This is a genomic window from Caballeronia sp. LZ008 (assembly GCF_031451435.1).
Classification (GTDB): domain Bacteria; phylum Pseudomonadota; class Gammaproteobacteria; order Burkholderiales; family Burkholderiaceae; genus Caballeronia; species Caballeronia zhejiangensis.
In genome coordinates this window covers 14,498-26,779 of record NZ_JARUXK010000003.1, presented here as the reverse complement: position 1 = coordinate 26,779, position 12,282 = coordinate 14,498, and the positions used below count along the sequence as shown (strand labels likewise).

General features: G+C 63.1%; 10 protein-coding genes. 4 read left to right on the top strand and 6 right to left on the bottom strand.

Annotated elements, in window-relative coordinates; genetic code table 11:
- Positions 1–15: 15 nt before the first annotated feature.
- Both QCE49_RS19210 and QCE49_RS19205 read right to left on the bottom strand, forming a co-directional pair.
- Positions 16–1,071, bottom strand: a complete 1,056-nt coding sequence (locus QCE49_RS19210; RefSeq protein WP_250458100.1) for an ATP-NAD kinase family protein — start codon at positions 1,069–1,071, stop codon at positions 16–18.
- A 191-nt stretch (positions 1,072–1,262) separates the two neighbouring features.
- On the bottom strand, positions 1,263–3,239 hold the full coding sequence (locus tag QCE49_RS19205) for a sigma-54-dependent Fis family transcriptional regulator (RefSeq protein ID WP_250458101.1): 1,977 nt from the start codon (positions 3,237–3,239) through the stop codon (positions 1,263–1,265).
- 179 nt (positions 3,240–3,418) lie between these two features.
- Here QCE49_RS19205 and QCE49_RS19200 point away from each other — a divergent pair, with 179 nt between their 5' ends.
- Positions 3,419–3,649 carry a hypothetical protein gene (locus tag QCE49_RS19200; protein WP_008347150.1) on the top strand — a complete coding sequence of 77 codons (231 nt, stop codon included), beginning with the start codon at positions 3,419–3,421 and terminating at the stop codon, positions 3,647–3,649.
- An 8-nt stretch (positions 3,650–3,657) separates the two neighbouring features.
- Here the strand turns inward: QCE49_RS19200 and QCE49_RS19195 are convergent, their stop codons facing one another.
- Together QCE49_RS19195 and QCE49_RS19190 are read right to left on the bottom strand one after the other, a co-directional pair.
- A complete protein-coding gene (locus tag QCE49_RS19195; RefSeq protein WP_008347148.1) occupies positions 3,658–4,425 on the bottom strand; it encodes an SDR family oxidoreductase in 768 nt (255 codons plus the stop codon).
- Positions 4,426–4,497: 72 nt separating this feature from the next.
- Positions 4,498–4,998, bottom strand: coding sequence for a hypothetical protein (locus tag QCE49_RS19190; protein WP_008347146.1), 501 nt, complete (start codon positions 4,996–4,998; stop codon positions 4,498–4,500).
- 376 nt (positions 4,999–5,374) lie between these two features.
- Between QCE49_RS19190 and QCE49_RS19185 the strand changes: the two genes are divergently transcribed.
- The 3 genes from QCE49_RS19185 (at position 5,375) to QCE49_RS19175 (ending at position 8,391) form a co-directional block, all read left to right on the top strand.
- The gene (locus QCE49_RS19185) at positions 5,375–6,079 is read left to right on the top strand and encodes a glutathione S-transferase N-terminal domain-containing protein (protein WP_250458102.1); all 705 of its coding nucleotides are present in this window, start codon (positions 5,375–5,377) and stop codon (positions 6,077–6,079) included.
- A 177-nt stretch (positions 6,080–6,256) separates the two neighbouring features.
- Positions 6,257–7,804 (top strand): methyl-accepting chemotaxis protein, encoded by a 1,548-nt coding sequence (locus QCE49_RS19180; protein WP_250458103.1) that lies wholly within the window; start codon positions 6,257–6,259, stop codon positions 7,802–7,804.
- A gap of 311 nt (positions 7,805–8,115) precedes the next feature.
- Positions 8,116–8,391 (top strand): hypothetical protein, encoded by a 276-nt coding sequence (locus QCE49_RS19175; protein WP_008347139.1) that lies wholly within the window; start codon positions 8,116–8,118, stop codon positions 8,389–8,391.
- Between the two features lie 92 nt (positions 8,392–8,483).
- On the opposite strand, the gene rpoD is transcribed toward QCE49_RS19175, so the two are convergent.
- Together rpoD and QCE49_RS19165 are read right to left on the bottom strand one after the other, a co-directional pair.
- Positions 8,484–10,490, bottom strand: coding sequence for an RNA polymerase sigma factor RpoD (gene rpoD, locus QCE49_RS19170; protein WP_034472225.1), 2,007 nt, complete (start codon positions 10,488–10,490; stop codon positions 8,484–8,486).
- Positions 10,491–10,772: 282 nt separating this feature from the next.
- On the bottom strand, positions 10,773–12,092 hold the full coding sequence (locus QCE49_RS19165) for a replication protein O (RefSeq protein ID WP_250458104.1): 1,320 nt from the start codon (positions 12,090–12,092) through the stop codon (positions 10,773–10,775).
- Positions 12,093–12,282: the final 190 nt, after the last annotated feature.

Sequence of the window (12,282 nt, the reverse complement as noted above, 5' to 3'; positions counted from 1 at the left end):
CTTCCGTGGGTTGGCCTAGCGGGTGTGGCTGCTGGACTGACGCATCAGCCCGGACGCCGCCGCGTAACGCATGCACGCGGCGACATCGATGCTGCGAAAAGCGCTTTCCCTGAGCGTGACGCTCACTTCGTCGCCGGGTCCGAAGGCGAGCTCGCGTTCGCCGTCGAGCGCGACGATGCCGCTCTTCTGCTTCACGCGATGCGGCACGCCGTCGGCGAGGCGCGTCCAGTTCGCGATCGGCACGGGTTCGACGAGGCCGGGCGCGATCGGCGCGTGCAGTTCGAATTCGCAGTCGCCTGGTCTGCCGAGCTCGATCGCGAGTCCGCCCTTGTCGTGCCGCCCGAGCGGTTCGAGCAGACCGGCGATCGCCGACATGCCGATCGCCTGCGGATCGGCGTAAGAGACGTAGACGGCGGCGAGCGTGTCGATCTTCCACAGCGCCCGCGCACCGATGAAATGCTCGTGCGAAATCACGGCATCGACGAGCGCGATGTCGCGGCGCACGCTGCCTTTCGCATCGCGAACTTCGATGTCGAGCAACTTGTTCGACGCGAGCGCTTGGCGCGCGGGGACGCGGCCCGTTGCGTAGAGCCCCGTCGCAAGTCCGGAGATGGTCGGCTCCCGCATTTCCGGATAGGCGTTGTTCGTGCCCGTCGACAAGCCTGCGATCGGCACCTGGCCGCACTCGCGCACGACCGCGCGATGCGTGCCGTCGCCGCCGAGCACGATGAGCGCATCGGCGCCGGCGTCGTGCATCATGCGCGCGGCGCGAAACGTGTCGTCGACGCGCGCGGTCACGGGCATGTCGAGGAATTCGACGTGAGCGAGCGCGGCGTCCGGACCTTGCTTGCGCGAAAGATGCCGTTGGAGCATGACCTTGAGACCTTCGCGGTCCGGCATCATCAGCACGCGCGAAGCGCCGCACGACGCGAGCGACGACAGCAGCCGCAACACGATATTCACGCGATCCGCGAGCTGCAGGCTGTTCGCATTCGCGATGACGCGCCGGATGTCCCGCGCCGAAACAGGATTGGCGATGATGCCGACGAGCGGCGCCGCGCTGTCACGCATGCCAGTGTCTCCGTTGTGTGTTTTGTGCGGCGGATAAAGGCAAGCGCCATGCCAATCTGAAGACGGCTTTCGCGCGCGAAAAAGCGAGGGATTACCCGCGGAAATCGGGCGCTTTGGAGGGTGTACGGGGCGCCGCCGTGACAGGTGTCACAGCGGCAGGTGTATCGGCGGGAGTACAGGCGTATCGCGCGTTAGTGACCCGCGTCGCGCTGATTCGGCGACTTGATGCCGTAGCGCGCCATGCGCCGGTAAAGCGTCATGCGGCTCACGCCGATCTGCCGCGCGACCGCGCTCAGATTCCAGCTCGCCGCGCGCAGATACTGCATCAGCAGCATGCCTTCGGGCGGCAGCCGATGCGGATCGAAATCCTCGACGACGGCGCGCGCCGGCTCGGCTTCGACTGACGTCGGCGCGCCGTCGAATCCTTCCGGCAGATCATCGACATCGATCGAACCGTTCGCGCACACCGCGCGCGCATAGCGCAGCACGTTGCAAAGCTCGCGCAGATTGCCCGGCCACTCATGCCGATGCAGCCGTTCACGCGCCGCCGGCGTCAGCGTGACCGCGCCTTCGAGCAGCTTGTCGACGAGCCAGTCGAGATCGCTTCGTTCGCGCAGCGGCGGCAGCGTGAAGCGCGCGCCGTTCAGGCGATAGTAGAGATCCTCGCGGAAGCGTCCGTCGTGCATGAGCGCGTCGAGCGAATGATGGGTGGCGGAAATCACGCGCACATCGACCGATACGGGCCGCGACGCGCCGATCGCGAGCACTTCGCCTTCGGCCAGTACGCGCAGCAGCCGCGATTGCAACTCGCGCGGCATGTCGCCGATTTCATCGAGAAAGAGCGTGCCGCCGTCCGCTTCCTGAATGAGCCCGCGCTTGCCCTTCGCGCCCGCGCCCGAAAAGCTGTTCGGCAGATGCCCGAACAATTCGCTTTCGATGAGCGTCTCCGGAATCGCCGCGCAATTCACCGCGACGAACGGCCCCGCGCGCCGCGCGCTCGCGCGATGCAGCGCCTTCGCGAAAAACTCCTTGCCGCTGCCGGTTTCGCCATTGACGAGCAGGTTGATCGGCGAATCGACGAGCTTCGCGGCGCGTTCCAGTTGACGCCTGAGCGCGGCATCGCCACCGCACAGCGCGGCGAGCGGCGCGGGCACTTCCACGCTGCGCGCCGCAGTCGCGTTGGTCGACGGCGTGACGCACGGCGCGGGCGGCATCACGCTCAGATAAAGCAGCGCGCCGGATTTTGCGAGCGGCACCGCGCGCAATTCGCTCGGGCGCGAATAGACGAAGCGGCCCAGCTCTTCGATGCGCGCGTCGAAAAGCGTATCGAACGGCACGCCGATCAGCGACGTCGCCCTTTCTCCCGGCGCGACCGGACGGCCGATTTCGGCGGCGAGCATCGTATGCGCGCGGCGATTGTGTCCGACGATGCGTCCGCTCGCATCGAGCGCGATCAGATATTCGGGGTTCACATCGACGAATTCCGGCGCGGTGTTCAGCTTCAGAATCCAGTCCTGCCGATGCGTGCGCAGAAAATTCGCGTTCTCGATGTGCCCCGCGTAAATCCGCACGAGTTGCAGCGCGAGATTCTGGCTGTCGCGCGCTTGCGGCGACACGAGCGCGGAAATGTCGAGGATCGCGGAAAGCGCGCCGCGCGAATCGTAGAGCGGCGCGGCGGTGCACGTGAGCGGAATGTGCGTGGCGTCGAAATGATCGATCTGATGGACGGTGAGCGCCTGCCCCGTCGTGAGCGCGGTGCCGACCGCGCAGGTGCCCGCGCCCGCTTCGCTCCACTCCGCGCCGAGATAGAGACCCGCGCGGCGCAGCGAGGAATCGGTGTTCGCATCGCCGATGTAATCGACGGTCACGCCGAGCGCATCGGTGAGCAGCACGACATAACCCATGCCCGCGACCTGCTCGTACAAGGCTTCGAGACCGTGACGCGCGATGCGCGCGAAGTCGTCGATGCGCTGCTGATGCTCGCGCAGGCGCGTCTGCGGCAGGATGCGCGCTTCCTGCATGCGCGACGGATCGAGTCCGTACTGATGCACGCAACGCCGCCATGAAGACTGAATGATGCCGTCGTGCGCTCGCGCCGTACCGAGCGCGTCCGCCCGCGTGGTCGCCGCGACGACTGCCTCGATGTGCTCGCGTTGCCGCATGTCCATCGTGCTCTCCTTGGCGTTCTCGTGCCGCCCGCACGCGGAATTCACCGATTCGCACGAGCGTGTCTCAGGCCATATGATGCTCGAATCGGCAGAACGCGTCATGCGGCGATAGCGCTGCGCCGCAACATAAACGGCCGCTGATACATCGGCGCATCAGAACGAAAATCAGGAGACAGCGGATGGCGAAGATCGCTTACGAAGACTTCGAGCGACAGATCGTGCAGCATCACCTCATCAAGGGCAACGTGTACGAGAACGGCGCGGCGCTCGTCGAGCGCGCGAACAGGTGGATTGCCGAGAACGACGTCGACGTGCTGAACGTCGAGAGCCTCTCGACGTTCGGCGCCGGCGACGATACCAGCGTGAGCCATTGGTACTCGGGCATTCGCGTCTGGTATCGGATCGCGTAGAAGAAGAATCAGCCGCGGCCGACGAACGGCATCTTGGTGGCCATCACGGTGTGGAACAGCACGTTGGCTTCGAGCGGCAGGTTCGCCATGTAGAGCACCGACTGGCCGACGATCTTCACGTCCATCATCGGTTCGATGGCGATCTCGCCGTTCGCTTGCGGCACGCCCTTCGACATGCGCTCCGACAGCTCGGTGAAAGCATTGCCGACATCGATCTGACCGACCGCGATGTCGTACTTGCGGCCATCGAGCGATGCGGTCTTCGTGAGACCTTGCACCGCGTGCTTCGTCGCCGTGTAGGCCGCCGAATTGGGGCGCGGCGCGCTCGCGGAAATCGAACCGTTATTGATGATGCGGCCGCCCGTGGGCGTTTGCGCCTTCATCGTGCGGAATGCTTGCTGCAGGCAATAGAACATGCCGTTCAGATTGATATCGACGACGTTCTTCCATTGCTCGGGCGTCCAGTCCTCGAACGGTCCCGGCGGATTCGTCACGCCAGCGTTGTTGAACAGCAGATCGACGCGGCCGAAGCGCTCGACCGCCGCCTTGAAGAGCTTCTCGACCGATTGCGGATCGGAGACGTCGGTCGGCACGGCGAGCGCGCGCTCCGCTGCATTCGATTCGCCGATCACCGCGTCGAGCGGCGCGGGACGTCTTCCGGCAAGCACGACCGACCAGCCGTCGCCGAGCAAGGCCAGCGCCGCCGCACGGCCGATCCCGCTTCCCGCTCCGGTGACGATGGCGATTCGTTGAGACTGCTTGGCTGCGTCAGACATGTCGGCGTTCTCCTGTTGTCGGGCGCGCGACACTTTGCGCGCGCTTTTGGGGAGAACATTATCGACGATGATTCAGCGATTCCGCGACGCTTCCGTCGTAACGGCGCCGGCCGTCGTCTTGCTCGCGCCGCTGCCGTCGCAGAAGACGGCGGTCATCATCATCGGCACGACCTGTTTGACGACCGCCGTGCTGCCCGATTCGCGCACCTTCGCCTCGACCGTTTCCGACGCGGCGAGCACCACGACGCCATACGCGGAATCGTTGATCGGCTGGCCGCTGCCGCGCTTGAACATGTCGTCGCCGTGCTCGTAGCCCAGCACGGCATAGACGCGAAAGCCGTAAGCGGTGAGCTCGCTTCCCTGGGTCGGCTTGAACGCGTTGACCGAATTCGCCTCGACGCGCATGGGGCGGGCGTCGATGGATTTATCGGCGACGAGCGGTGCGATGAAGTTGTGCGCGCTGGACTTGCAGTCGAGCTGGCTTTCGAGAGACGTGGCGGTGCACAGGCTGGGCAGCAGTCCCCCGACCACGGCAGCGATTGCGGTAAGCGTTGCGAGAGGAGCGGTTTTCATGGCAGCGTAACCAACGGTTCGTAAGGCCGGCACGGATTCCCGGGCACCCGTGCCGATGCAATAACCGAGCCAGTGGACCGGCCCGCACGTCGCGTTCGCGCTGCACATTCCCGCAAGGGCTTGGTTTCTTCGTTGTTCGTTGACTTCTTGACCTTCGCGCTGCGCGCAATCCTCGTATCGATGCTGCGATTCCTACAATCGCTTTTGTAGTCGAGGCAAGAACAGATTCCGCGTTTCGACATACGTCGTCTGTACGAGATCCCTCAATCTTTTCCTGTCGATGCGGCGAGCGGATGACAGCGCGCGCGATGGTGTCTTCGACGCAGGAAAGCCGCGAAATCGTTATATTCGGCGCTTCGACCTTCGAGGACTCTAAATGACCGCGCTTGCCGATTTCCCCATCACCCGCAAATGGCCCGCTCAGCATCCCGAGCGCATTCAGCTCTATTCGCTGCCGACGCCCAATGGCGTGAAAGTCTCGATCATGCTCGAGGAAACCGGCCTGCCTTACGAGCCGCATCTCGTGCGCTTCGACAAGAACGATCAGATGTCGGACGAGTTCCTGTCGCTCAATCCGAACAACAAAATTCCCGCGATCATCGATCCGGACGGACCCAACGGCGAGCCGATGCCGCTCTTCGAATCCGGTGCGATTCTTGTCTATCTCGCGGCGAAGAGCGGCCAGTTGATGCCCGACGATGTGGCGAAGCGCTACGAAACGCTGCAATGGCTGATGTTCCAGATGGGCGGCGTCGGCCCGATGTTCGGGCAGGTCGGCTTCTTTCACAAGTTCGCGGGCAAGGATTACGAGGATAAGCGTCCGCGTGCGCGCTACGTCGCCGAATCGAAGCGGCTTCTTGGTGTCCTCGACAAGCGGCTCGAAGGTCGCGACTGGATCATGGGCGACGAGTACAGCATCGCGGATATCTCCACGTTTCCGTGGGTGCGCAATCTGATCGGCTTTTACGAAGCGCGCGAGCTGGTGGATTTTCACGAGTTCAAGAACGTCGAGCGCGTGCTCGACGCGTTTCTCGCGCGGCCTGCGGTGAAGCGCGGACTGGAGGTTCCGAAGCGTGATTGATTGCGGGGCATCGGTCGCTTTCGTTGGGAACGCGCACGCAAAGGTTTGCGGCGCGTGACCGCGGCGCTTGTCACACAAACGTCGTCGACGATCGGTAGATTGCGCTCTCCATAAAAGTCCGATGATTGGCCGCTGCGCGCCTCGGACTTCTCCGCGCACGTTTCTCTTCTACCGAACATGTCAAAGTTCACCGTCAAGGCGCGCCTCGCGATCGTCACGGGCGCGGTCGCCGCCGTGCTCGTCGCGGTCGGCAGCGTCGGATTATTCGGCGTCCAGCAAGGCAATGCCGCGCTACGCCACGTCTTCGAAGGGCGCGTGCAAGCGCTGCAGACCATTTCCACGATCGACGAACTCATCACGCAAAGCCAGTTCGCGATCAGCGATGCCGTGCTCGATCCATCGGCGCAAAAGACGCAAGCCGTGGTCGCATCGACGCAGCAGCGCGTCGCAAATATCGATGCCCTGCTCGGCCGCTATCTGCGCTATCCGCTCGATTCGACCGAAGCGCCGCTCGCAAAGCGCCTCGCCGCCGACTGGGCGACACTGCGCGACAAAGGCTTTCGTCCGTCGACGGATCTGCTCGCCGCCAACAATTTGGCCGAAGCACAGTGGATCGTCACGCAGCAGATCGAGCCGCAAGCGAAGCGCGTCAAGAAGGAAAGCACCGATCTGCGCGCGTTTCAGCTCACCGCCGCACAGCAGGAATACGACGACGCGCAACGCGTGAGCCGCATCGTGCAATGGAGCGTGGGCGCGTGCATCGGGGCGGGCGTGGCGCTCGTCGGCTGGCTCTGCTTTTCGTTGGCGCGCTCGCTCATGCGCCAGCTCGGCGGCGAACCGGAACTCGCGGCAAGCGTGGCGCGGCGCGTCTCGCAAGGCGATCTGCTGACCGATGTGCCCGTCGCGCGCGGCGACACGCAAAGTGTGATGTACGCGATGAGCCTGATGCGCAGCCAGCTCGCGTCGATGGTCGGCGACATCAAGCGCTCGACGCAGACCATCGGCGTCGCGGCGGCGGACATCACCGAGGGCAACCACGCGCTGTCCGCGCGCACCGAGGAACATGGGGCGAGCTTGCAGCAGACGTCGGCGAGCATGGAGCAGATCGCATCCACCGTTCGCGCGAACGCCGAGCACGCGAATCGCGCGCGCGAGTTGGCGAGGGAAGCGTCTGGGCGCGCGAAGGATGGCGAACGCGCCGTCGCCGATGCAATCGCGCGCATGATGGATTTGTCGTCGCGTTCGGCGCAGATCCGGCAGATTACGAGCGTGATCGAATCCATCGCGTTTCAGACGAATCTGCTCGCGCTGAACGCGGCGGTCGAAGCGGCGCGAGCCGGGTCGCTCGGACGTGGCTTTGCTGTCGTCGCCGAGGAAGTTCGCGCGCTCGCGCGACGCTCGTCGGCCGCGGCGAAGGAAATCTCGCAATTGACCCGCGAAGTGAACGCGCACGTCGAATCGAGCGGCTCGACGGTCATGCGCGCGGGCACGACGCTCGCCGATCTGCTCGCTTCCGTCGACGCCGTGTCGATGCTCGTCGAAGCGATCGCGACGGCTTCGCGCGAGCAAAGCAGCGGCATCGACGAAGTGAACGACGCGGTATCGCAGATGGATCGTTTGATGCAGAAGAATGCCGCCCTCGTGAACGAAGCGGCGACGGCCGCGCACGCGCTCGACGCGCAGGCGCGCGAACTCGGGCAAACCGTCCAGGCATTCCGCATTTAGGCTTTTTTGACGCGGCCGGCGCGAATTTTTTTACCGGTTCAGAATGGGAGACGAAGCAACGCGCGAATTTCGTACGCCGGGTCAAATGCGTTACGCATCAACACGTTGGCCCGGCGATGCTCAGGATATCCACAATCTTGCCCACCGATTCTGTGGACAAGCATTCGTCCGTTCCAGCCGTCACGAGTTCGCCGAACGCATGATTTGTCAATGCGAATCTGACGATGGTGACGCCAATGGATGCCCTCCTCTACCCTTCTCGACGCCGCGCCCGGCGCCTTTCGCTAGCTGCGGCTGCCGGCATGATTTGCATGGCGGCTCACGCGCAAACGCAATGCCCCGGCTACGTCGAAACCGACGCCGGCAGCGCTTTCGATATCGCATCGATGATTCGCGACGCCGGCTCGCCGCAATCCGCGCTCGACAAGCTGCGTAACGCGGTGGCGAAAGTGAACGCCGGCGGCGGATGCTCGATCTTTCGCGACCGCCTCGCCTGCGAGGAAACGCTCACGCTCGCAAACAAGGCGATCGTCGCGTTGCAGGCGTGCGCGTCGTCAAGGATGCCTAAAGGCACGACGCACGGCTGATGTCATCGCGCAAATAAAAAAGCGCGTGCCGCCATTTCTGGCGGCACGCGCTTCAGAGTTCGCCCGAACGTCAGTCCAGGCGGCCCGCAGAATCAGCGATCCAGGAACGGACGCAGCTTGTCGGCGCGGCTCGGATGCATGAGCTTGCGCATCGCCTTGCTCTCGATCTGGCGAATGCGCTCGCGCGTCACATCGAACTGCTTGCCCAGTTCTTCAAGCGTATAGTCCGAAGCCGTGTCGATGCCAAAGCGCATGCGCAGCACCTTCGCCTCGCGCGGCGACAGCGCGTTGAGCGCATCGTCGATCGCGGCGCGCATGTTCGCGTGCACGGCGGCCTCTGCCGGAGAAGCAGCGCCCTGATCTTCGATCATGTCGCCAAGCGTTGCATCGGCATCTTCGCCGACCGGCGTTTCCAGCGACACCGGTTGCTTCGCGATCTTGAGAATGCCGCGGATCTTCTCTTCCGGCATTTCCATGCGCTCGGCCAGCACCGACGGATGCGCTTCCAGGCCCGTCTGCTGCAGGATCTCGCGCGAGATGCGGTTCAGTTTGTTGATCGTTTCGATCATGTGCACCGGCACGCGGATCGTGCGCGCCTGATCGGCGAGCGAACGCGTCACGGCCTGACGAACCCACCACGTCGCATACGTCGAGAACTTCCAGCCACGGCGATATTCGAACTTGTCCACCGCCTTCATCAGACCGATGTTGCCTTCCTGAATCAGATCCAGGAACTGCATGCCGCGATTGACGTACTTCTTCGCAATCGAGATGACGAGACGCAGGTTCGCTTCGATCATCTCGCGCTTGGCCTGACGCATCTTCAATTCGGCAGCCGTCATCTGACGGTTGATCTTCTTCAGTTGCTGCAGCGGCATCTCGACGACGCCTTCGATGTCGATGAGCTTCTGCTGCTCTGCCTGAATCGCCGGCAGGCTGCGCTCGAGCGACGCGCCGTATTGCTTCGAAGCCGCCGACGCACGTGCCGTCCATTCGAGATCGGTCTCGTGACCGACGAACGATTCGACGAACTTGTCGCGCGGCATGCCGCAACGATCCACCGCGATCTGCAACACGCGACGTTCGATGTCACGCACCTGCGCGACCTGCTGCTGAACGTTCGCGCACAGGCGGTCGATGGTCTTCGCCGTGAAGCGGATCGAACCGAGCTCGCGCTGGATTTCGGCTCGAGCCTTTTCGACAGCCTTCGCCGCAGCGGCACCCGAACCCTTAGGACTGCTCGCCTGTTCCGCCAGCTCGCGCACGCGTGCGAAGATCTCCAGACAGTCGGCCTTCAGTTGCTTCAGACGCGCTTCGTTCGATGCAGCGGAATCGCCAGCGCCATCGAGATCGTCGTCGTCGTCTTCGTCGCTGTCGGATTCGTCGGTATCCGTATCGATTTCGGCGGAGTCGGTCGTATCGGAAGCCGACATGTCTTCATCTGCCGTGTCCTCTTCCTTCAGGCCATCGACCAGTTCGTCGATCTTCAGCTCGCCCGATTCGACTTGCGCCGCGTCCGCGAGAATCGTCGCGACCGTCGACGGGCACGCCGCGATCGCCTGAATCATCTCGTGCAGCCCGTCTTCGATGCGCTTCGCAATCGCGATTTCGCCGGCGCGCGTGAGCAGCTCGGTCGCGCCCATTTCACGCATGTACATGCGAACCGGGTCGGTCGTGCGGCCGAATTCGGAATCGACGGTCGACAGCGCGTTTTCCGCTTCTTCGTCCGATTGCTCGTCCGTCACCACGCTTGGGGCGTTGTCGCTCAGCAGCAGCGTTTCGGCGTCCGGCGCCTGCTCGTAGACCGCGACACCCATATCGTGGAACGTGCTGACGACGGTTTCCATCGCCGCCGTTTCAGCGAAGTTATCCGGAAGGTGGTCGTTGATCTCGGCGTGCGTGAGATAGCCGCGCTCCTTGCCCAACTGGATGAGCGCGCGCATCTGACGCTGACGCTCTTCATTCTGTTCGGCGGTCATCGCGACATCGGGCTGTATCGTGCCGGCCTGGCCCTTCCCTTTGTTCGCCCGCCGGCCCGGTGCCTTGCGCGCCGGCGCGACGATATCCAGCTCCGAATCTTCCCGATCAAAACTTGCCATACTTTCTCCTCGACAGGTTTGCTCGGCGACGACAGATCCCCGGGAGCGAGCGTAACGGCTCGCGATGATTTCGATGACAGCTTCGACCACGGACGGCTTGCTGAAAATCGCATCGAGCAAAGCACGCAAACCGCATCCAGACGCGGTGTTTGCGTTTTCCAATCGCCCATTCAGGCGCAACCTTAGAGTATATCAGCTTTTGCTGCGACGCAGCAGCCTAATTCAAAAAGTTTCCGGGCGCGGTCTCACGTCGATTCATCTGATGTTTTGGCCGCCCGTTCATCACGAACTCGTACCCGCTGAATCGCGAAAATTGGTTGATGGCGCCGCACGGAGCACCGCCTGCAAAAGCGAACTCAAAGGGGCGATAGCGGACTTGTCCTTCAGCATTGGTCGCGCCACGTCCCTTGGTTTCGCAGATGGGGTCCCGCCCACGCTCTTCAAGCGGAGAAGCGCTTTGATGTCGCTCAGGCGCGCTTCGGATTTGCGCTGGAGGTCGGTCGGGACTGCGGCTCGAGGCGTCGGGAAATCGACGTGAGAGCCGAAGCGATCTTTGTCGTCGAGCAGGATGTGACCTGCCTCAAAGGCCGCAACGAAATCTTTCTGCCATGTGCCCGCATGGACGCGCGGATGCGGCTCGTCGCGATGGCAGATCACGATGGAACGGGCGTCGTCGGAGACGCGGTAGCGGCGCAAGCCGTCACGGCTGACGAATGACCGGCCGGCCAAACCGCCTACAACTTCATCTGTGCGCGCAGAAGTCGTTCGCTCGATTTGCTGCTGCACGTGGGCTTCGCGCTGGCTTCGCGCCCGATAGGCGAAGTCGACCGGGACTCGCAGAAGGGTGCGAAGGTAGCTGATCGGATGCGTTGCGCGTTGCAAGGGTGCCCAACTTGCTTCGACGACATCGGAGAGAAGCTTGCCGTGGGCTTTCGCTTCTTGCATGAGTTTGAAGATCAGGAATTCACGAAATCCCAGAGACACGAGGCGTTGCAGATCGGCGGGAAGTCGTCCTGGTTGTCTCTTTTGAGTATTAGGGAGTAGATCCTTATATATAGCACCGTCTGCCACGGTGACAGACGGATGGCCGTCAGAAAAGCCGGCTTGGGCGTCTGACGCGCTCTCCCGATGTTGAGCGGGCTGCGTAGTGGTCGCATCGGCTACGTCAACGAGTCCGAGCAAAGCGGCTGCCTTCTGCGTCAGGTGGATATATGCGCGACCAAACAGGCCGGCAGCGCCATAGCGGGTCTGAGGCGGCCGGATGATAAACCCGGCGCCCTCGAGGTCGTCCATGCTGCGATAGAAGGTCCGCATGGATTGCTGGGCCCGGCCCGTGAGCAGTTCGCGCCGCGCGAAGATGGGTGCGAACGGACGAGATGCGTCGACTGTGCGGGCCAAGGCGGCGAGCAGGGCACGCGCGCGTGCAGGCAACGCCGTCGTGTGCGTGGCTCGATGAGCGGCCCGGAAAATGACCCAAGGCAGATTCGAACGATCACAAGCGTACTCATCGAGAGCTTCTTGATCGGCAACCGCTGAAGACGGTCCAGAGTTTTTTAGGCGAGAAAGAGCCTCGCCTGCAACGGAAAGTTGCGCGATACGCATGTCAAGTACGTCCATTTCGAAAAATGGAAGACAAATGCTTGACTGCTAATCGCGTTCCGCTAAACTTCGAGTTGCGTACTCGTGACCCGATTGGCGTCGGGAAGCGGACCGGGCGATAAGCAGTTAAGCCCGATATTCAAAAGCCTTCGGTTGGCGCCGAAGGCTTTTGTCTTTGTGGAACTTGTTCGTT